Source organism: Bacillus sp. ME78 (genome assembly GCF_903970865.1).
In the GTDB taxonomy this organism is placed as follows: domain Bacteria; phylum Bacillota; class Bacilli; order Bacillales; family Bacillaceae_G; genus Bacillus_A; species Bacillus_A cereus.
Window position 1 is genome coordinate 274,407 of the sequence record NZ_CAJCKK010000001.1, and the last position, 21,079, is coordinate 295,485.

Below are 21,079 nucleotides of genomic sequence, written 5' to 3' on the forward strand. Positions count from 1 at the left end.
TTAGTTAACCATTTCGATATCATTTATAATAAAAGAGAAAACTAAATTTGTTTTTCAGAGTGTGTAAGGACATACTACATATAAAAATATAGTTAAAGAGATGATGAGGGTGAAAACAACTAAGAAAACATATTCGTTTTTTCAGCGGATGTGGAGAATATTAAAGTTTCAATATTATAAGTTGCTTCGATCGCCAGAAGGCGCAAAGAAAGTATCGTTAGGGTTTGCTATAGGATTCGGCTTAGAAATGTTAGTCATTTATACGGCATCGCTCGTATATGTAATATTTTATCCAATCGTCAGGTTAGCAAAGGGATCTTTTCCTGCGGCAGTTATTGGCAATATTATTGGGAAAATATCGTTTCTCCCAGTATTTTTATTTCCGCTTGCGTATGCGCTAGGAAAAATGATTTATCCATTTCATGTACAGAAAATTCATCATGAACCATTTACGATATCGGACTTGTTTTCAAGTCACATTTTTACGATATTAAAGAGCTTATTACAAAGTGAAGTGTATGTATTAATTGGAATGACGATTTTAGGAGTGGTGTTTGGTCTCATTTCATATTTCGTTGTGTATTATTTATACGAAAAGAACCGTAAGTTACGCTTGAAGAAAAGGAAGAAACGAGTGAGAGAACCACTTGTACAATTATAAACAATGTCACATTCATTTTCTCCTTTGAATATGTTTAAGAAAAAGGAGGAGAGGATAATGTATTATTATTACGTACCTCAAGTATATCCATATGTAAATTATTATCCGGTTTATAATACGAGTAGACAATACGAATTATATCGGCAACAACAATTACAGCAAATACCACAATTACCACAACAACAGCCTACACAGGAAAAAAAACCATATTTAACAACATGGCCATATTCCAATGTGTACTATGGTAATTATTACGAATCATAAAGCTGCTTCTATTTAGAAGCAGCTTTATACGTTTGTTTTCAAAATTAAATTTTGAATGGTTTGAAGAGAATGAATGAGCTTTTCGCGCTCTTCCTCAGATAATGTTTGGAAATTTTCTTTTAGTTTGTCTAAAATGAATTGCTGATACTGATTTACTAATAATTTCCCTTCAGCTGTTAGAGAAATTAAAATGACCCGTCGATCTTTTTCGCTATAATGACGCTCTATTAGTTCTTCTTGAATAAGTTTGTTTAATAGAGGTGTCATGTTAGGCCGTGAAATCGCTAGCCGCTTGCCGATTTCGGAAACTGCTAATGTGCCGTTTTCATGCAAAAGCAGTAATACTTGTGTATGTGATGGCGGCATATGTCTTTGAGAAGAAAATTCTCCAGGAAGCATAAATTTGCGATAAAAAAGAGGCACTAGCGAAAGAAGATGATCAACAATACGTTCCCACTCGCGTGATTCCATATAAAGGCCCCCTTCCACTATCATTGTAACAAAAAAGACATGTTATAAAAATAGAATTGTTTCATGGGAATTTTAATATTTGTAGGCCAACACTTTTTTTGTAAATGAATCGGCAATAATCGTATAGCCTTTATCATTTGGGTGTACTTGGTCAAAGAGCAAATCTTTTTTATCATTCGATATTAATTTACGAATTGGCAAAACGATAGATGGTTGATTCACTTTTGCAATGGAATAAACGGATTCATTCCAGCCGTCTAAAAACATATCTGCATAACTTGCGATGGAGTCATCGAGTTGTAACGGGTTATAGAGTTCAGAAAGAATGAGTAAAGCATCCGGATTTTGATCTCGGACTGTATTTACAATATTTTTTACATCCGCTTCAAAATGAGCTTTTTCTTTATTTAACATTTTAATACCGTCTATAACACCGACATCACGATTTAAGCGAAATAAATTATTTCCTCCAATATTAATGGTAATGATATTTGCTGCTCTAATTTTTTGCTTTACATCTTCTGATTGAACTTTTTTAGCGAGACGATCTGTTGTAAGACCGTTTATCCCAAGGTTTTCTACAGTAATTGGTTTATGAATTTGTGCTTCTATTTGTTTAGAGGCTAATTCAGCAAATCCACCTTGTGTTGATCCATATCCTTTGGCGAGCGAATCACCTAGTACGAGATGATAAAATGAATCGTTTGTTTGCTTATCAATCCAACTTGGAGTAGATGTTTTTTCTGTTTTTTCTTCGGGTTCATTTTGTTTTGTCTCGTCGTTCTTTTCAAAATAAGAATAAGAAATAATCAGAAGGAGGAGACAAACAATTGTTAAGATGACTTTTTTCATAAATTCATCCTCCTTGTAATTGGTAATTGTATCATATTCAGCAGTATTAGCAATGTAAGGGCATATTATATGTTTATGAAAAGTTTATAATAACTTTACAGAAAATTTGTTGAAGTTTGTCAAAAAATATTGACGATAGGAAAGAACTTTATATATGATAATGTCAGATAAGGTGAAATTTTAATTAGTGGGAGCTTTATTTCCTATTAATTGTTAGTCTTCATCAATCGAGCGTTTAAGGGGACTACTCGTTAGCGCAGGGTGAAATGAAAATTGTGTCTCTAATAGAAGAAAAAAGGTATGTGGTTAGAGACAGATAGGGATTCATTTCATTATTTCTGGTAATTGTATAAGGGGGATTTTTTGTGAAAAAGTCAAAAAAAATGCTAGCTGGAGCAACTCTTGCGATTGGTGTTATAGCACCGCAAGTAATGCCAGCAACAGCTCATGCAGATGAGAACACTGGGGAGAGTACAGTTAACTTACGAATTCTGGAAACATCAGATATTCACGTTAACTTAATGAATTACGATTATTATCAAACGAAAACAGATAATAAAGTAGGTCTCGTACAAACGGCAACACTCGTTAATAAAGCACGTGAAGAAGTGAAGAACTCTGTCCTATTTGATGATGGGGATGCATTACAAGGGACACCACTTGGAGATTATGTAGCAAATAAAATAAAAGATCCGAAGAATCCTGTGGATCCTAGTTATACACATCCATTATATCGTGTAATGAATTTAATGAAGTATGACGTCATCTCTCTTGGGAATCATGAATTTAACTACGGTTTAGAGTATTTAAAAAAAGTGATTAAAAAAACGGATTTCCCGGTTATTAACTCGAATGTCTATATAGATGACCATGATGGTAATGATGAGAATGACAAGCATTACTTTGATAAACCATATCATATTTTAGAGAAAGAAGTAGTGGATGAAGCAGGCCAAAAACAAATAGTGAAAATTGGTGTAATGGGATTTGTTCCACCACAAATTATGAATTGGGATAAAGCGAATTTAGAAGGACAAGTTAAAGCGAAAGATATAGTTGAAACAGCGAAGAAAATGGTACCAAAAATGAAAGCAGAAGGTGCAGATGTTATCGTTGCACTAGCTCATTCCGGTGTTGATAAAAGTGGATACAACGTTGGTATGGAAAACGCGTCGTATTATTTAACAGAGGTTCCTGACGTAGATGCAGTATTAATGGGACATTCACATACTGAAGTGCAGGATATATTTAATGGTGTTCCAGTTGTAATGCCTGGCGTTTTTGGCAGTAACTTAGGTATTATTGATATGCAATTGAAAAAGGTAAACGGAAAATGGGAAGTACAAAAAAAGGATCAACCTAAGCCAGCACTTCGTAAGATTGCTGATAGTAAAGGTAATCCGTTAGTACAGTCGGATCAAAAATTAGTTAATGAAATTAAAGATGAACATGAAAAGACAATCGAATATGTAAATACACCTGTAGGTACAACGAAAGCACCAATTAATAGTTATTTTTCATTAGTACAAGATGATCCTTCTGTACAAATTGTGACAAATGCGCAAAAATGGTATGTAGAACAAGAACTTAAAAAACCAGAATACGAAAAGATTAAAGATATTCCGGTTTTATCTGCAGGTGCACCATTTAAAGCAGGTGGCCGAAACGGTGCAACATATTATACGGATATTCCAGCTGGAACGTTAGCGATTAAAAACGTTGCAGATTTATACGTATATCCAAATACGTTATATGCTGTAAAAGTAAATGGGGCACAAGTGAAAGAATGGCTTGAAATGTCTGCAGGTCAGTTTAATAAAATTGATCCAAAGAAAACAGAAGAACAGCCGTTAGTAAATATAGGCTATCCTACATATAACTTTGATATTATAGATGGTTTAAAATATGAAATTGATGTAACACAACCGGCGAAATACGATAAAGATGGAAAAGTTGTAAATGCAAATACGAATCGTATTGTAAATATGACATATGAAGGTAAGCCAGTAGCTGATGATCAAGAGTTTATCGTCGCTACAAATAACTATCGTGGAAGTAGTCAAACGTTCCCGGGTGTAAGTAAAGGGGAAGTTGTATACCAATCACAAGATGAAACACGTCAAATCATTGTGAAGTATATGCAAAAAATAAAAGATATTGATCCAGTAGCTGATCAAAATTGGACGTTTAAACCGATTGTTGCAGATAAATTAAATACAACATTTGATTCTTCACCAAATGCACAAAAGTATATAAAGAAAGATGGGAACATATCATATGTTGGACCATCTGAAAATGAATTTGCTAAATATGCAATTGATATAACGAAGAAGAACGATGGTGGAGGAAACCCAACAATACCACCAAAAGGTGATGGAGAAAACCCAACGACACCACCGAAAGGTGATGGAGAGAACCCGACGACACCGCCAACAGGTAATGGAGAAAACCCAACACCACCAACAGAAGAAGGTAATAATGGTAATGAACCAAAGCAAGATGGAAATAATACCGGATCTGGACAAACTACAACAGATGATCAAAATACAAAAGAAACAACAACAACTGTAAGTGAAAATAAAGAAGCTGAAAAAGATGAACGTGATTTACCGAAAACAGGTGCAAGTATTGCTTCTACAATTGGAGCTGGTCTTGCGTTTGTTGGAGCGGGATTACTTATGTTATTTAGAAGAAAGAAAGCGAATAGATAGTCGAGAAATATAAAAAGGATTACCGATTTGGTAATCCTTTTTGTTATATTATGAAACTGGTACTGCTTTTTCTTTTTTCCATGAAAGACCGAATCCAGTAAAGCCGACGATAATGGTTACGACTGGACATGCTAAACAGAAGATTGCGTATGGCAGGTAATCGAATGTTGGAACGCTAAGAACGTTTGTTAAGAATACGCCACTTACACCCCATGGTACGAGTGGGTTAATTACTGTACCAGCATCTTCTAATACTCGTGATAAATTACGACGTTCTAAACCGACTTCATCGTATTTATTAGCAAATGCTTGTCCTGTTAAAACGATGGATAAGTACTGCTCACCAAGTAAGAAGTTTACACCGATTGCAGTTGAAGCAGTAGAAATAATTAAGCGTGTACTAGTTTTTACGAAGCTAGAGATAATATTCATCAGCTGCGCTATAATACCCATTCCTTGTAATAATCCTCCCATACAAAGAGCTAGGAAAATAAGAGCGATTGACATCATCATACTTTGCAGGCCACCGCGAGATAATAAGCTATCAATGTCTTTGATACCAGTTTTAGAAACGTAACCGTCTTGCATAATTTTCATTAAATCAGCTAAAGAAGTGCTAGGTTTAAAAATAAAGAGAATAATAATCCCTACCACAATTCCTGCAAGTAATGTTGGAACTGCGGGTACCTTTTTAAATGCGAATAGGAACAGTAATAAAATAGGAATCAGTGTAACGATAGAAATCGTTGCATTTTTTTCTAATGTGTTAATAAATGCTGAGAAATCAACGTTTCCACCAGATCCGCTTCCTAAAATGAAAAATGCGATAAATGCAATAATGAAAGCTGGCACTGTTGTCCAAAGCATGTTACGAATATGTTCAAATAAATCTACACCCGTTACAGCAGGCGCTAAGTTTGTTGTATCAGATAAAGGAGACATTTTATCTCCGAAGAATGCACCAGAAATAATTGCACCAGCAATAAGAGCTGGATCGTATCCAAGGGCAGTACCCATTCCCATAAAAGCAAGTCCTACAGTTGCAGCAGTTGTAAAAGCACTACCGATACTCGTTCCAACAATTGCACAAACAACAAAAACAGTTGGAACGAAAATTTTTGGAGATACAAGCTGGAAGCCGTATACCATTAAAGTCGGAATAGTTCCAGCTGCGATCCAAACGCTAATTAATACGCCTACAAGTAAGAAAATAAATATAGATGGAATACCAGCTGAAATACTACTAATCATCCCTTTCTCCATAGTAGACCAAGAGATTCTCTTCAGGAATCCAAATGCTAATAAAAGAACGATACCAAATAAAATTGGGATGTGTGGTGAAACTTCTAATTGAATAACACTAAAACCAATACAGAAAAAGATAAAAATTGTTAAAAGAACAGACTCAATTTTTGAAACCATTGTTTTCCCCTCCTAAGTAATGTAAAATAGCTCTTTTTTATATAAAATTCGCCAATATTGTATATTTCCTTCTAAAATTTAGAATTTTGTGACAAATTATCGGTAATTGTTAGTCCTTCTATATGATACGGAAATGATTGGATAAAAAAACGTCCCTGCATATAATTATGCAGGGACGAAGAAATCGCGGTACCACCCTAGCTTGTGAAATGAATGCGTCACAAAATAAAGGGTCATATGATATGCGCTTATAAAATAAAAAACGCCCCTGCAATATATGCAGGGACGAAAAATTCGCGGTACCACCCTAAATTGTGAAACAGTGTCGTTTCACCACTCTTTAGACATAACGGTCTATAACCGTCTTTCACTACTCCTCACGTTTCGTAAAAGAAGCTCCAGGGGGTAATTCATAATTCGCTCTGTACTGGTTCGCACCGACCACCAGCTCTCTGAAATCAGAAATCGAAATACTACTAAATCCTATCAACGCCGATTCATATGATGTTAGTTAAATTTTTATCATATTTTCATCTTACATGTCAATAAAAATATTAAATTTTTTTTAAAGGAAATAAAGGATAATTGTTTTTAACGCTGTAAAAATGTACGTTATAATGAATTTGAAAGGGGGAGCAAAGAGTGAAGAAAAAAATAATTCTTTTTACCACTTTATTAGTTATTGGAGGAAGTGCTGGAATTTACACAGCTTTTGCGGCTGAATCAGAGCAGTTGAAACAAAAGCAAATACAACAGTCAGAAGTGAAGAAAGTAAAAGAAATAGAAGAGAAGAAATCAATGGAAAAAGCAGCAGAAAAACTAGGAGTTTCTACTGAGGGGAAAACAAAAGAAGAGGTTACGAAAGAAGTAAATACCGCTAGATTTGAGAAGCGTCATGATTTATTAATTGAGCACGCTAAGCAACTTGGAATTGATACAGAGGGGGAAAAAGATGAAGAAATTATTTTAGAAATTGGAAAGATACAGCATGGAAAGTAGAACAACTTATCGTATGATAAGTTGTTCTTTTTTAAGAACTATTTGATTTTAAAATAATTGACAGTCATTCGGATTTAATGTTAACTATATTTATAAACAAGTTAACATTAGGGGTGACAGTTGTGACAATAAATAGTAGAACGATTGAAAAATCATCTTATACATATGAAGAATTAGCAGAGAAAAATAAAGCTTACGTATGGCACCCATTTACACAAATGAAAGATTATTTAGAAGAAGATCCTGTCATTATTGAACGTGGAGAGGGAAGAAAACTATACGATGTAAATGGTAATGAATATTGGGATGGTGTTTCATCTATATGGTTAAATGTTCACGGACATCAAGTACCGGAATTAGATGAAGCAATTCGTGAGCAATTAAATAAAATTGCTCATTCTACTATGTTAGGACTTGCTAACGTTCCATCTATTTTATTAGCCGAAAAAATAATTGAAGTTGTGCCAGAAGGTTTGAAAAAAGTATTCTATTCGGACTCCGGTTCTAGCGCTGTTGAAATTGCAATTAAGATGGCATTTCAATATTGGCAGCATAAAGGAAAATCGAAGAAACAAAGATTTGTTACATTAAAAGAAGCGTATCACGGTGATACAATTGGAGCTGTTTCAGTAGGAGCAATAGACTTGTTTCACCAAGTGTATAATTCACTTTTATTTGAGGCAATTAAAATGCCTTATCCATATACATATCGTTCTCCTTATGGAAATGATAAGGCCGAAATTGTAAAAAAACATTTAGAAGAAATGGAAGAGCTGCTGAAAGATAAACATGAAGAAATTGCGGCGATTATTGTGGAACCTTTAATGCAAGGTGCTGGCGGTATGATTACAATGCCAAAAGGATACTTAAGAGGGCTACGTAATTTATGTACAAAATATAACGTTTTATTTATTACAGATGAGGTAGCGACTGGGTTTGGGCGTACTGGGAAAATGTTTGCATGTGAACATGAAAATGTAACGCCGGATATTTTGACAGCCGGAAAAGGTTTAACGGGCGGATATTTACCAGTTGCAATCACCGTAACGACAGATGAAATTTATAATGCCTTTTTAGGAGGATATGAAGAACAAAAAACGTTTTTCCACGGTCATAGTTATACAGGTAATCCGTTAGGGTGTGCGGTAGCAATTGCGAATCTAGAACTATACGAGAAAACAAATTTAATAGAAGAAGTGGCACGTAAAACAGAATATGTGGCGACGCAATTAGAAGAGCTCTTTGCATTTAAACATGTAGGTGATATTCGTCAGTGCGGATTAATGGTTGGTATTGAGCTTGTGAAGAATAAGGAAACGAAAGAAGCGTTTGACTGGACAGAAAGAGTCGGTGTTCAAGTATGTAAACGCTCAAGAGAGCTGGGTATGATTTTACGACCGCTAGGTAACACGATTGTATTTATGCCACCACTTGCTTCTACTTTTGAAGAGATTGATGATATGTTACGCATTTTATATAAGGCAATCTCAGATGTTACGGAGGGAGAATAATGAGTGGTTTTTTCATAACAGCAACTGATACTGAAGTTGGAAAAACAGTAGTTGCAGGTGCTATAGCAGGTGTATTTAGAGAATTAGGATATAACATAGGGGTATATAAACCGTTGCAAAGTGGGCATGTTGCATCAAACCCTGAGGGAGATGCGGCAAGATTAAAAGTACTATCAGGTGTACCGACACAAGAAAATGAAATTTGCCCTTATTCTATTGAAGAACCACTTGCTCCGAGACTTGCCATGAAAAGAGCTGGAAGAGTAGTAAAGTTAAAAGAAATTACTGATTGCTATAATGAACTATTAAAAGAGTTTAATAGCTTATTTGTAGAAGGAGCAGGTGGGCTTGCTGTTCCATATACAGAAGATGCTTTAGTAATTGATTTTGCAAAAGAATTACAGCTTCCCCTTATTGTAGTAGCACGCCCTACATTAGGAACAGTAAATCATACAGTTTTAACCATTGCTTATGCAAAGGCATATGGCTTAACAGTAGCAGGTGTCATTTTATCTGGCTGCAAAGAATGCGAAATGGAAAGGGTACAAGAAAATAAAGTAATGATTGAAGAGCTGAGCGGGGTACCGGTTTTAGGCTTATTACCATTCTTTGAAGGTGAGTTTACAAAAGAAGTAGTCTTGGAATCTGCAAAAGAACATATTATGATTTCAAAATTAGAGGAGTTTATCCAAAATGAATCAAACGTGGCGGGCGCATCTTCAATCTAAATTACAACAATTACATGAGCAAGGGCAGTATCGAAATTTATATGTAACAGAGAAGGCAGAAGAGACTTGGCTTATTCGAGATAAAAAAAGGATGTTAAATTTAGCGTCAAATAATTATTTAGGGTTAGCTGGAGATGAAAGGTTAAAAGAAGCTGCTATTGCCTGTACAAAAAGATATGGAACTGGAGCGACTGCCTCTCGTCTCGTTGTAGGAAATCATCCATTATATGAAGAGGTTGAGAGAAGCATATGTGACTGGAAAGGTACTGAAAGAGCTTTAATTGTAAATAGTGGGTATACGGCAAATATAGGTGCCATATCTTCTTTAGCCTCTCGGCACGATATTGTTTTTAGTGATAAGTTAAATCACGCAAGTATTGTTGATGGAATCATATTAAGCGGGGCAGAGCATAAAAGATATCGTCATAATGATTTGGATCATTTAGAGAAGCTGTTGAAAACAGCGTCACCTGAAAAGCGGAAATTAATCGTAACTGATACCATTTTTAGTATGGATGGTGATACTGCTTATTTGAGAGATTTAGTACAGCTGAAAGAGAAATACGGGGCAATCATTATAGTCGATGAAGCACATGCGAGTGGAATATATGGAATCGGCGGAGCTGGGTTATCTCATATAGAAAAAAATCTTGCTCAAAAAATTGATATACATATGGGGACGTTTAGCAAGGCTTTAGGGTGTTATGGTGCGTATTTGACAGGTGATGAAATTTATATAGAGTATTTACAAAATATGATGAGAAGCTTTATTTTTACTACAGCTTTACCACCAAGTACGTTAGGAGCAGTGCAAAAAGCAATTGAAATTGTAAAAGAAGATAACGAAAGAAGAGAGAACCTTATAGCAAACGGAGAATACTTCAGAACTAAATTAAGGGATGCTGGTTTTGATATTGGGAATAGTTCAACTCATATTGTACCGATTGTAGTCGGTTCAAATGAACATGCTTTACGATTTAGTAAAAGGTTGCAAGAGGCAGGGATTGCGGCTATTGCAATTCGTCCGCCAACTGTGCCGGTTCATAGTTCTCGAATTCGCTTTGCAGTTACATCGCAACATACAATAGCTGATTTAAAATGGGCTATTGACCGAATTATTCACATTGCGAAAGAAGAGGAGATTTTCGTATGAACGAGCTAAAGATTATTTTTATCCCCGGATGGGGAATGGAAGAGAATATTTGGGATTTAGTAATTCCGTATTTTAAAGGATATCCTGTTCAATGCATAGATTGGCGTAATGTGAACGAACGAAGTGAATTTGTGGAACGAATTATAGATGTAGCGCATAACGACAACGTAATTTTAGTTGGTTGGTCACTAGGAGCGTTAGCAGCAGTTGAAGCTTATAAAAAGATTAAGGCAAAAGGCATCGTATTAATTGGTGGTACTGCTAAATTTACAAATACGAGCGATTACAGTAACGGATGGAATGCTTTGCATGTAGAACGGCTGAAAAGGAATTTGGCGAGAAGGAAAGAAGATACGCTCAAGCGGTTTTATGAAAATATGTTTACGAAAGATGAGTTAAAAGAGAATAAAAACTTTGAAGACATTGTAGACCGTTTTAAAGGTGATTCTATTCAGTCTTTACAACTAGGTTTGGATTATTTAATAGAAACAGATATGAGAGAAGAACTAAAAGAAATTAAAGTACCTATACTACTTATTCACGGAGAACAGGATGTAATATGCCCATTGTCTGCGGCACGTAGTATGACGGAGAATAGCAGCAGCGAGCTGAAAGTAGTAAGTGATGCAGGGCATGCGTTATGTGTAACGAATTTTGAATATTGCGCAAATGAGATGATTCAATTTGTAGAGGGGATACGACATGATCAACAAAACGTTACTACAAAAACGGTTTAATGGGGCAGCCGTATCTTACGATCGATATGCAAATGTACAAAAAAAGATGGCACATTCATTACTTTCAATCTTAAAGGAACGATATAGTGAAACGGCATCAATACGTATTTTAGAACTGGGGTGCGGGACGGGGTATGTAACAGAGCAATTATCAAAGTTATTTCCGAAAGCACATATTACAGCAGTTGATTTTGCTGAAAGTATGATTGCAATTGCGCAAACTAGACAAAATGTAAAAAATGTAACGTTTCACTGTGAAGATATTGAGCGATTACGATTAGAAGAATCATATGATGTCATTATTTCAAATGCTACATTTCAATGGTTAAATAATTTACAACAAGTGTTAAGAAATTTATTTCAACATTTGTCTATAGATGGGATATTACTCTTTTCAACGTTTGGACATGAAACATTTCAAGAATTGCATGCTTCGTTCCAACGTGCGAAAGAAGAAAGAAATATAAAAAATGAAACATCGATTGGTCAACGTTTTTATTCGAAAGATCAGTTGCTTCATATATGCAAGATAGAAACAGGGGATGTGCATGTTTCTGAAACATGTTACATAGAGAGTTTTACAGAAGTTAAGGAATTTCTACATTCTATTCGAAAAGTAGGAGCGACTAATAGCAATGAAGGATCATATTGTCAAAGTCCCTCACTCTTTCGTGCGATGCTACGCATATACGAAAGAGACTTCACGGGAAATGAAGGGATAATGGCAACGTATCATGCTTTATTTATACATATAACAAAAGAGGGGAAGAGATGAAATGAAACAAGTACAAACAAAAAGGGATTGGAAAAAACTTGCATACGACGTAGTGGAAGAGAAGATGATTACGAAAGAAGATGCAATAGCGATATTAGAAGCTGATGATACAGAAGTTTTAGAAATTATGAATGCGGCTTACATTATTCGCCATCATCACTTTGGTAAGAAAGTAAAATTGAATATGATTATTAATACGAAATCTGGATTATGTCCTGAAGATTGTGGATATTGCTCACAGTCTATTATTTCAGAAGCACCGATTGATAAATATGCATGGTTAACGCAGGAGAAGATTGTAGAAGGGGCACATGAAGCAATACGCCGTAAAGCAGGTACATATTGTATTGTAGCGTCTGGTCGTCGTCCGACGGATAAAGAGGTAAATCACGTAATTGGAGCAGTTAAGGAAATTCGTGAAACGACAGACTTGAAGATTTGTTGTTGTTTAGGTTTCTTAAATGAAGATCAAGCAGGGCGTTTAGCGGAAGCGGGCGTGCATCGTTATAACCACAACTTAAATACACATGAAAATAATTACGATAGTATTTGTTCAACTCATACGTATGATGATCGTGTTGATACAGTTCAAAAAGCGAAACAAGCGGGCATTTCCCCATGCTCTGGAGCGATTTTTGGCATGGGAGAAACAATTGAAGAGCGTGCTGAAATTGCATTTGAATTACAACGTATAGATGCAGATTCTATCCCTTGTAATTTCCTTGTTGCTGTAAAGGGAACACCTCTTGAAGGGCAAAAAGAGTTAACACCAGTAGAATGTTTAAAAGTACTGGCAATGATGCGTTTTGTAAACCCGACAAAAGAAATTCGTATTTCAGGAGGACGTGAAATCAATTTACGCTCTGTACAGCCAATCGGTTTATTTGCAGCAAATTCTATTTTTGTCGGGGACTACTTAACGACAGCTGGACAAGAGCCGACTGCAGACTGGGGTATGATTGCAGATTTAGGATTTGAGATTGAAGAGTGTGCATTATAAGATAGATGAAAAAGCAAACTTGTAAAAGGGTTTGCTTTTTTTGTAAATAAAATGTAATAAATAGTTGTGAACGCTTGATATTATTGGTTTTTGAGCGAAAAAAAGAATTTTTGTGGACGAATTTTCCAAGCCCTAGTTGTACATAGTAAATATGTAATTTATATTGGGTTGGAGGATTTTACATGTACAAATACATATTAGCGATTATGACTTGTTTAATTTTAATAAAAGCAATAAGTTCTGATCCAGTTAAGGCTGCTGAAAATCCTGAACAAAAAGAGATGCAACAAAGAATCGAACAACACTTTCGAACGAAAGCTGAACATTTTGGATTGAAAACGGAAGGAAAAGATTTAAAGGAAGTTAGAAAAGAAATTACTATTATAGAAGAAGCGAAAAAAAGAGAGAATGTATGGAGAACAGCACAAGCTCTTCATATAAAAACAGAAGGAAAAACGATGAATGAATTAATAAAAGATGTACAAAAAAAGGTGAAAAAATAAAAAGAGGCCGAAGCCTCTTTTTTTATGCCCATTGTTTTGATAAGTGAGCCATTTCAATTGCAGCAACAGCTGATTCATATCCTTTATTACCAGCTTTCGTACCTGCGCGTTCAATCGCTTGTTCAATTGTTTCTGTCGTTAATACGCCGAAAATAACTGGGATGTCCATTTGTAGTGATAAAGACGCAACACCTTTTGCTACTTCATTACAAACGTAATCGTAGTGAGTTGTAGCACCTCGGATTACAGTACCTAATGTAATAACAGCATCATACTTTCCGCTACTAGCCATCTTTTTAGCGATTAAAGGAATTTCAAATGCACCAGGAACCCAAGCAACATCAATATCATTTTCTTCTACACCGTGACGCTTTAATCCGTCTAAAGCGCCGCCAAGTAACTTACTTGTAATAAATTCGTTAAAACGTCCAACAACAACTCCAACTTTTAATCCTGTACCAACTAAATGACCTTCGAATACCATAATAAATCTCTCCTTTAATTATAAGTTTAGTAAGTGTCCTAATTTGTTTACTTTCGTTTGTAAATACGATTTATTCTCTTCTTTTGCTGGCATTTGCAACGGTACACGCTCGACTACTTCTAAATCGTAGCCTTGTAAGCCAGCAATTTTTCTTGGGTTATTCGTTAATAATCGTAAACTTTGTAAACCTAAATCTTTTAATATTTGTGCTCCGATACCGTAATCACGAAGATCAGCAGGGAAGCCGAGTTTTTCATTTGCTTCTACAGTATCGAATCCTTCTTCTTGCAATTTATAAGCACGAAGCTTATTAAGAAGCCCAATGCCTCTTCCTTCTTGTCTCATATAAAGAAGAACACCTTTTCCTTCACGCTCAATTTGAGCAAGTGCTGCATGGAGTTGTGGTCCGCAATCGCAGCGATGTGAACCGAATACATCTCCTGTTAAGCATTCAGAATGAACACGCACAAGTACCGGTTCACCTATTGAAATATCACCTTTTACAAGTGCGATATGTTCTTTCGTATCTAATGAGTTAGAATAGCCAATTGCGTGGAAAGTACCGAAATCTGTAGGTAATGTAATTTCCACCTCTCTCGTCACAAGTGTTTCATGATGGCGGCGGTAAGCAATTAAATCTTCTATTGTAATCATTTTTATATCAAATTGTTTTGCGCATTCTATTAAATCAGGTACACGTGCCATCGTGCCGTCCTCATTTATAATCTCGCAAATAACTCCAGCTGGTTCGGCACCGCATAGCTTCGCTAAATCAACAGCAGCTTCTGTATGACCTGCACGACGCAGGACACCGCCTTCTTTCGCAATTAATGGAAAGATATGTCCAGGTCGATTGAAATCAGCGCCTTTTGATGCGGGGTTTAACAATTCTTGTATCGTAGTTGCACGTTCGTGAGCGCTAATCCCTGTTGTTGTAGAAACATGGTCAATGCTCACTGTAAACGCAGTATGATGTGAATCTGTATTATGAGATACCATTGGTTCTAATTGTAGACGTTCTGCGTACCCTGCTGTAATCGGTACACAAACGAGACCACGGCCATGTGTAATCATAAAATTAATTGTTTCTGGTGTAATGTACTCTGCTAAAGCAATAAAATCGCCTTCATTTTCTCGGTTTTCATCATCACATACGATAACGACTTTACCTTGTTTTAAATCTTCTAGAGCTTCTTCAATACGATGAAACATTATGCTTCCCCCTTATAGAAATCCGTTTTCTTGTAAAAAGCTTTCAGTCATTGAACCTACTCGTTTTGTAGGTTTAGTAATAAAGCGTTCGATATATTTACCAATCATGTCACACTCAATGTTTACGATATCTCCGGCATTTTTTTCTCCAATGACAGATTCGCTTACTGTGTGCGGGATGAGTGAAATCGTTATGGAAGATTCGTCTATATCAAATATCGTTAAACTCGTTCCATCAACAGCAATGGATCCTTTATGCAAACAATAGCGCAGCAGTTCATCAGAAATTGCTATTTTGTAATAGACGGCATTGTAATGTTGTTTTTTATTTAAAATCGTTCCGATGCCATCAATATGTCCTGAAACGAAATGTCCACCGAATCGTCCGTTTGCAGCCATTGCTCGCTCTAAATTTACTTTAGAGTGCGGTTTAAGCATGCGAAGTGATGTCGACTGCATCGTTTCAGGCATTGCATCAACTGTAAATGAATTAGTTGTAAAGCTTGTTACAGTTAAGCAAATACCGTTCACCGCGATACTATCACCTAAGTGAACATCTGATAAAATTTTCTTTGCATGAATCGTTAATTTCATCGCTTCTCCGCTTTGTTGCATGTTTGCTATCGTTCCTAATTCTTCTACAATTCCTGTAAACATTTTGTCACCTCGTTTCGGGCATTCGCAACGATTTTTATATCATCACCAATTTGTTTCATCTCTTGAATTTTCAAGGAAAGCGCATCTTGTAATTTTGAAAAACCATTTCCTCCAAATAAAGTAGGAGCATCTTTCCCACCAATTAATTTCGGGCTTATATAGGTTACAATTTCATTAAAATTGTTTGTTTTTAAGAAACTTGCATGAATCGATTGGCCACCTTCAACGAATAGAGAAAGAATTTGTTTTTCTCCAAGAAAGGAAAGAAGGTCCTCGATTTCTATATGCTTCGTTTCCATTTGGAATATAGCTATATTTTTAGATTCATAAGAAGATATCTTCTCTTTCTTTACATCCTTACCGACAATAATCCATGTCGGTGCTAAACCATCTGTTATAACATGAGAAGATGGTGGTGTTCGTAAATGGGTATCTAAAACAACGCGAATAGGATGTTTCCCACCATTTGGAATTCTTGTTGTTAAATGAGGATTATCAGCTATAACTGTATTCACTCCAACAAGAATTGCATCATGTATATGGCGATATTGGTGAACATCAGCACGTGCTTCTTCACCTGTAATCCACTTACTTTCACCAGTTACAGTTGCTGTTTTTCCATCTAAGCTCATCGCTGTTTTGATTGTTACAAAAGGGCGTTTCGTTTTCATGTAGTGAAAAAAGTAGCGATTTAATAAAACTGCTTCTGCTTCAAGAACACCGGTAGTTACTTCAATTCTAGCTTCCTCTAATCTTCTTTTTCCGTTACCAGAAACGAGCGGATTACAATCGAGAGTAGCAATTACAACACGCTTAACTCCTTTTTCGATGAGCAATTCACAACAAGGTGGTGTTTTTCCAAAGTGGCTACACGGTTCCAGTGTTACATAAACGGTAGCGTCTTTGGCGTTCTGACCAGCCATTTGAAGGGCATGAACTTCTGCGTGTTCTTCACCAGCTCGTAAATGAGCCCCCATACCAACGATGTTTCCATCTTTTACAACAACAGCACCAACCATAGGATTTGGACTTGTTTGTCCTGATGTCCCTTCTGCTAACTGCAGGGCAATCCTCATATATTCTTGATCTGTCATTTTCTTCACCTCTCCTAAAAAAATCAAAAAACCCCAAGGATTTAATATCCTTGGGGTTTGGGAGACGTGATTTCTAGAAATATAGTTTGAATACGAAAGCATAGGAAAGAAACCTAACGATAATTGATATTTCTGCATAAGGAAAAAACCTAGCAAAATATCGAATTTTTAAACGCTAGTTGTCTCTTTTTATTTCAGTATAAAAAATAAGTATAGAAAATTAAACATATATAAAGAATCAAAATGGATCTTTAAAAATATGCATACTGAAATAAAAGTGTATTCACTATATAAAAAACTAGAAACATATCCTTCTCCCATCCAGACTATACTGTCGGCCCTAGAGTTTCACTAGATCCACCGTTTTCGAGTTGAAAACGGGTCACGGACTTAGAAGTTTTCACTTCATCACCGCCGGTTGGGAATTTCACCCGACCCCGAAGGATGCTGTTTGCTCAAATTATAGCACAAAAAAAATAAAAGGCTAGTAAAAAATATTCGAATGTGAAGAATTGTGTGAAAATATATGTAGGCTGGAATGGAAATAAAAGTATTAGAAATGTTGTAAGGAGAAGGGATATAACGGAGTTGCTAAAAAGAAAAAACATGCACAAAAAAATGTGCATGTCACATGTAAAATTATTCTGCCTCTGGTGCTCTAACAACAGACTCGAATTTACCTTTATGCGAAGCGTCGCAATAAGGCATATTTTTTGATAAACCACAACGGCATAAAGAAAATGCCGGTTTTGCTGGGAATACATTCCCTTGTGAGTCGACTAATTCCACGTCCCCTGTAACGCGAAAAGAGCCATTATCATTTACTTTAATTTGTACTTTTGCCAACGTTATCCCTCCTTCCCAAACGCTTAATTTCATCATATAATCAAGGGAAGTGCTTGGCAATATAAAGTGAAACTTTAATTAGTGGGGGAGGCATCCCCCACTAATTATTATTTGAACTAATCGGGCTTTTAGGGGCAGTTAATCTCCCGCCTAACTTCTTTGTTTCAGCCGAATTTTGAGGTGGGAGTTTTACTGCCCGCAAATAGCGGGGAAAAAAGAGCACTTTGTTTGAGAAAGAAGAGAGTGTTATAATAGTTTTCATAACTGACTAGAGTAAGGTGACGAGAGATGGATAAACAATTACATACATTACGAAACATTGCAAATGAGCGCACGTGGGCATCATTTTTGAATGATAATCATCCATATAGTTTGTTACATTGGTCCATTGCAGGTGTAGGGCAAGAGGTAAAGGATGTTTGGTTACTTCAAGATGAAGTAACATTTCAAACGACAGAATTTCCAACGTTAGATGATGCAATGCAATGGATTTCTGAAAATATGGAACAAGTTACAGACGTTTTAGCGCAATAAAAAAACAGGCTTATGCAAGCCTGTTTTTTGTTTCTTTCACATATGTGTTTAAAAATTGATCGATGGCTGCTTCGTACTCTTCTTTATTTTCGTTATAAGAGCAAGCGTGTGCACCGTGTTCTGCAATATAAAGTTGCTTATTATTTTCTTTCGCTTCATATAACGCTTTTGTCATATCAGCTAAAATATAGTCGTCATCTTTACTATGAATAAAGAGAACGGGATTGTTAATGTTTTTTATACAGTCGATTGGTGAAACTTCACGAATTGTATAACCGTCACGAACTTTTAAAAATGCGTTTGCTAAAGGTAATAAAGGCCATTTTGGTAAATGGAATTCAACCTTTAAACGGTGCTGTAATTGTCCGTGAAAATCAGAGAAAGGACAATCTGCAATATAGAAATCAGCGCCATCTTCTACAAGTCCTGCGTATTGAAGAATTGTTGCGGCTCCCATAGATTCACCATGAATACCAAGTGTAATATTGGTTCCAAAACGGTTTTTTAGCCAGTCAACTACGGATTTCAAATCATGCTTTTCATAGTATCCATAGCTTGTTGTTTTTCCGCCAGTTTTACCATGACGACGATGATCGTAAATGAGGACATTATATCCCCTTTTTAAGAATAAGTTTGCATATTTTACAGAGTTTATTTTATTTACAGTTACACCGTGGCAAAAAACCATAAACTTATTGGAATGACCAGCAGGAATGTAATATCCGTGAAGGTCGTATCCGAATTGTGAAGGGATATGAATTTCTTCTTTATGAAGAGCATCAAAATCCTCTATACGAAAATGTTTTTTCGTTTCTCTTTCGAGTACTTCTTCCTCTGTTTTTTTCTTTAAGTACATCACTTTATTTGTAAAGAAAATCCCAAGGGCAGTTATTGCACCTAGTATAGTAAACAATGCTGCAAAAAAACGTTTCATACTTTACCTCATCCTCCAAATACCGTTACATGTGATACACTTATATTGTATCACAATGATATAAAAGGGGAGAAATAGGAAATGCTGCATATACAAAAAATTACGCCAGCGATGAAAGAAACAATCCGAATGTTTATGTGTAAGAACTGGGGAAGTTCATTGATGGTTTCACGTGGTAAGGGACATCAGTTAGAAGAGTTGCCAGGATTTGTTGCGCTCTCAGATGACAGAATAATCGGAATTATAACGTATGAAGTGACCGGAAATATGTGTGAAATTGTATCGCTAGATAGCTTTGAAGAAAGAAAAGGAATAGGGACGAAACTTGTGGATTGTGTATTACAAGTTGCAGAAGAAGAGCGGTGCAGACAGGTTTGGCTTATTACAACAAATGATAATATGAATGCGTTACGATTTTACCAAAAACGTAATTTTGTAATGACTAATTTATATGTGAATGCGGTAGAGGAGGCACGAAAAATAAAGAAAGAAATTCCACGTATTGGATATGATAATATCCCAATTTTACATGAAATTCAGTTGGAGTATCATTTAGTTAAATGATGTAACAATTTTCAGAAATATGAGTTATTAATCTTGACGGATAGTGTAATTTAGGTTACCGTAAAATTGTAATCTATTACCATATTAAGGGGTGACGATGTGGCAACTATACGTGATGTTGCAAAATTGGCAGGTGTTTCAGTCGCAACCGTTTCACGAGTTATTAATGAAAAAGGATACGTTCATGAGGACACAGTAAAACAAGTAAAGGAAGCAATTGAAGAATTACGTTATAGGCCAAACAGTGCAGCGAAGCCACTATTTAAAGAGAATTCAACGATAATTGCATTACTTGTAGATAATTTATGTAACCAATCAAACATCACTTTGCTACATTGTATTGAGGAAATAGCATATAAAGAAGGCTATCAAATCATTATTTGTAATATAGAGAATAAAGATAGATACATACATATGCTGAAGCAAAATAACATTGCAGGTGTTATTTTGACGAGAGCAGTTTTTAAAAGTGTAGGAGAAATTCCATTTCCGTTTGTTGTGATCGATGAGCAACAATCACATGGAAATTATTATGAAAGTGGACAGAGAGCTGTTTCTTTATTAAAAGAGAAAGGGTGTCACTTTCTTGCATATTTCGGTGAGGGAGAAGAAAGTGAAGAAATGGAAGATTATATAGCAGGGTTTTTAGACGCTGTTTGGGATGAAGGAATCTCTTATCGAGAAGAATGTGTACAAGGGTATACAAATAAACAATTTATTACATTATTGCAAAACAATCCGTATATAGATGGAATTGTAACCTCAAGTGATCAGATTGCTATTGAGTTAATTCGGTCAGCGAGATTTCTAAATATACATATACCAGATAAATTAAAAATTGTTGGACCTAATGGGAGCATAGAGTGTGAATGGATAGGTTCATCACTACCGGCAATTGAAAGCTATGTCAAAGATAATGGAAAATTAGCTTTTCAACAATTAAAAGGAAAAATAAAAAAGTAAAAGG

General features: G+C 35.7%; 23 protein-coding genes, 1 riboswitch and 1 other annotated feature. Of the genes, 14 read left to right on the top strand and 9 right to left on the bottom strand.

Going from position 1 to position 21,079, the window contains the following annotated elements; genetic code table 11:
- Positions 1–100: 100 nt before the first annotated feature.
- Complete coding sequence (locus H6481_RS01530) at positions 101–661, top strand: DUF2062 domain-containing protein (RefSeq protein ID WP_003271548.1); 561 nt, start codon at positions 101–103, stop codon at positions 659–661.
- Between the two features lie 57 nt (positions 662–718).
- Positions 719–925, top strand: a complete 207-nt coding sequence (locus H6481_RS01535) for a hypothetical protein (RefSeq protein WP_097960773.1) — start codon at positions 719–721, stop codon at positions 923–925.
- Positions 926–949: 24 nt separating this feature from the next.
- Here H6481_RS01535 and H6481_RS01540 read toward each other — a convergent pair whose 3' ends face one another.
- Positions 950–1,396 (bottom strand): MarR family transcriptional regulator, encoded by a 447-nt coding sequence (locus tag H6481_RS01540; RefSeq protein WP_000445819.1) that lies wholly within the window; start codon positions 1,394–1,396, stop codon positions 950–952.
- Between the two features lie 72 nt (positions 1,397–1,468).
- The gene (locus H6481_RS01545; protein WP_182810953.1) at positions 1,469–2,248 is read right to left on the bottom strand and encodes a GDSL-type esterase/lipase family protein; all 780 of its coding nucleotides are present in this window, start codon (positions 2,246–2,248) and stop codon (positions 1,469–1,471) included.
- Between the two features lie 365 nt (positions 2,249–2,613).
- Here H6481_RS01545 and cpdB point away from each other — a divergent pair, with 365 nt between their 5' ends.
- Positions 2,614–4,959, top strand: coding sequence for a bifunctional 2',3'-cyclic-nucleotide 2'-phosphodiesterase/3'-nucleotidase (gene cpdB, locus H6481_RS01550; RefSeq protein WP_182810955.1), 2,346 nt, complete (start codon positions 2,614–2,616; stop codon positions 4,957–4,959).
- A 48-nt stretch (positions 4,960–5,007) separates the two neighbouring features.
- Here cpdB and nhaC read toward each other — a convergent pair whose 3' ends face one another.
- A complete protein-coding gene (nhaC, locus tag H6481_RS01555) occupies positions 5,008–6,381 on the bottom strand; it encodes a Na+/H+ antiporter NhaC (protein ID WP_000253737.1) in 1,374 nt (457 codons plus the stop codon).
- 278 nt (positions 6,382–6,659) lie between these two features.
- Positions 6,660–6,880 (bottom strand) — a binding site (T-box leader).
- A gap of 143 nt (positions 6,881–7,023) precedes the next feature.
- On the opposite strand from nhaC, the gene H6481_RS01560 reads away from it, so the two are divergent.
- From H6481_RS01560 to H6481_RS01595, 8 genes are all read left to right on the top strand, one after another.
- Positions 7,024–7,380 carry a hypothetical protein gene (locus tag H6481_RS01560; RefSeq protein ID WP_182810957.1) on the top strand — a complete coding sequence of 119 codons (357 nt, stop codon included), beginning with the start codon at positions 7,024–7,026 and terminating at the stop codon, positions 7,378–7,380.
- Between the two features lie 77 nt (positions 7,381–7,457).
- Positions 7,458–8,891 (top strand): adenosylmethionine--8-amino-7-oxononanoate transaminase, encoded by a 1,434-nt coding sequence (bioA, locus tag H6481_RS01565; protein ID WP_182810959.1) that lies wholly within the window; start codon positions 7,458–7,460, stop codon positions 8,889–8,891.
- Positions 8,891–9,619 (top strand): dethiobiotin synthase, encoded by a 729-nt coding sequence (bioD, locus tag H6481_RS01570; RefSeq protein ID WP_182810961.1) that lies wholly within the window; start codon positions 8,891–8,893, stop codon positions 9,617–9,619. Before bioA ends, bioD begins: the two co-directional genes overlap by 1 nt.
- On the top strand, positions 9,585–10,772 hold the full coding sequence (gene bioF, locus H6481_RS01575; protein WP_089171735.1) for an 8-amino-7-oxononanoate synthase: 1,188 nt from the start codon (positions 9,585–9,587) through the stop codon (positions 10,770–10,772). The genes bioD and bioF overlap by 35 nt, the downstream gene beginning before the upstream one ends.
- Positions 10,769–11,509: an alpha/beta hydrolase gene (locus H6481_RS01580; protein WP_182810963.1), complete on the top strand. Its 741-nt coding sequence runs from the start codon at positions 10,769–10,771 to the stop codon at positions 11,507–11,509. Before bioF ends, H6481_RS01580 begins: the two co-directional genes overlap by 4 nt.
- Positions 11,475–12,284 carry a malonyl-ACP O-methyltransferase BioC gene (bioC, locus tag H6481_RS01585; RefSeq protein ID WP_000608911.1) on the top strand — a complete coding sequence of 270 codons (810 nt, stop codon included), beginning with the start codon at positions 11,475–11,477 and terminating at the stop codon, positions 12,282–12,284. The genes H6481_RS01580 and bioC overlap by 35 nt, the downstream gene beginning before the upstream one ends.
- Before the next feature lies 1 nt (position 12,285).
- A complete protein-coding gene (gene bioB / locus H6481_RS01590) occupies positions 12,286–13,284 on the top strand; it encodes a biotin synthase (protein ID WP_000815858.1) in 999 nt (332 codons plus the stop codon).
- Between the two features lie 182 nt (positions 13,285–13,466).
- Positions 13,467–13,787, top strand: a complete 321-nt coding sequence (locus H6481_RS01595) for a hypothetical protein (protein ID WP_000280032.1) — start codon at positions 13,467–13,469, stop codon at positions 13,785–13,787.
- A gap of 22 nt (positions 13,788–13,809) precedes the next feature.
- Here H6481_RS01595 and ribH read toward each other — a convergent pair whose 3' ends face one another.
- The 5 genes from ribH to H6481_RS01620 all read right to left on the bottom strand — a co-directional run bounded on the left by ribH (position 13,810) and on the right by H6481_RS01620 (position 18,080).
- Entirely contained in the window at positions 13,810–14,271 is a 462-nt protein-coding gene (ribH, locus tag H6481_RS01600; protein ID WP_000230895.1) for a 6,7-dimethyl-8-ribityllumazine synthase, read from the bottom strand.
- Between the two features lie 18 nt (positions 14,272–14,289).
- Positions 14,290–15,483, bottom strand: coding sequence for a bifunctional 3,4-dihydroxy-2-butanone 4-phosphate synthase/GTP cyclohydrolase II (gene ribBA, locus H6481_RS01605; RefSeq protein WP_000468981.1), 1,194 nt, complete (start codon positions 15,481–15,483; stop codon positions 14,290–14,292).
- A 12-nt stretch (positions 15,484–15,495) separates the two neighbouring features.
- The gene (ribE, locus tag H6481_RS01610) at positions 15,496–16,140 is read right to left on the bottom strand and encodes a riboflavin synthase subunit alpha (protein ID WP_063548590.1); all 645 of its coding nucleotides are present in this window, start codon (positions 16,138–16,140) and stop codon (positions 15,496–15,498) included.
- The gene (ribD, locus tag H6481_RS01615; protein ID WP_065485132.1) at positions 16,122–17,234 is read right to left on the bottom strand and encodes a bifunctional diaminohydroxyphosphoribosylaminopyrimidine deaminase/5-amino-6-(5-phosphoribosylamino)uracil reductase RibD; all 1,113 of its coding nucleotides are present in this window, start codon (positions 17,232–17,234) and stop codon (positions 16,122–16,124) included. The genes ribE and ribD overlap by 19 nt, the downstream gene beginning before the upstream one ends.
- 305 nt (positions 17,235–17,539) lie before the next feature.
- Positions 17,540–17,683: riboswitch (FMN riboswitch) on the bottom strand.
- 190 nt (positions 17,684–17,873) lie between these two features.
- On the bottom strand, positions 17,874–18,080 hold the full coding sequence (locus tag H6481_RS01620; protein ID WP_001151582.1) for a CDGSH iron-sulfur domain-containing protein: 207 nt from the start codon (positions 18,078–18,080) through the stop codon (positions 17,874–17,876).
- A gap of 288 nt (positions 18,081–18,368) precedes the next feature.
- On the opposite strand from H6481_RS01620, the gene H6481_RS01625 reads away from it, so the two are divergent.
- The gene (locus tag H6481_RS01625) at positions 18,369–18,614 is read left to right on the top strand and encodes a DUF2552 family protein (RefSeq protein ID WP_000360796.1); all 246 of its coding nucleotides are present in this window, start codon (positions 18,369–18,371) and stop codon (positions 18,612–18,614) included.
- Positions 18,615–18,624: 10 nt separating this feature from the next.
- Here the strand turns inward: H6481_RS01625 and H6481_RS01630 are convergent, their stop codons facing one another.
- Positions 18,625–19,548 (bottom strand): alpha/beta hydrolase, encoded by a 924-nt coding sequence (locus H6481_RS01630; RefSeq protein ID WP_000819228.1) that lies wholly within the window; start codon positions 19,546–19,548, stop codon positions 18,625–18,627.
- Between the two features lie 81 nt (positions 19,549–19,629).
- Between H6481_RS01630 and H6481_RS01635 the strand changes: the two genes are divergently transcribed.
- Entirely contained in the window at positions 19,630–20,112 is a 483-nt protein-coding gene (locus H6481_RS01635) for a GNAT family N-acetyltransferase (RefSeq protein WP_000902440.1), read from the top strand.
- A gap of 99 nt (positions 20,113–20,211) precedes the next feature.
- Positions 20,212–21,075 carry a LacI family DNA-binding transcriptional regulator gene (locus H6481_RS01640; RefSeq protein ID WP_000201347.1) on the top strand — a complete coding sequence of 288 codons (864 nt, stop codon included), beginning with the start codon at positions 20,212–20,214 and terminating at the stop codon, positions 21,073–21,075.
- The last annotated feature ends 4 nt before the right edge of the window (positions 21,076–21,079 follow it).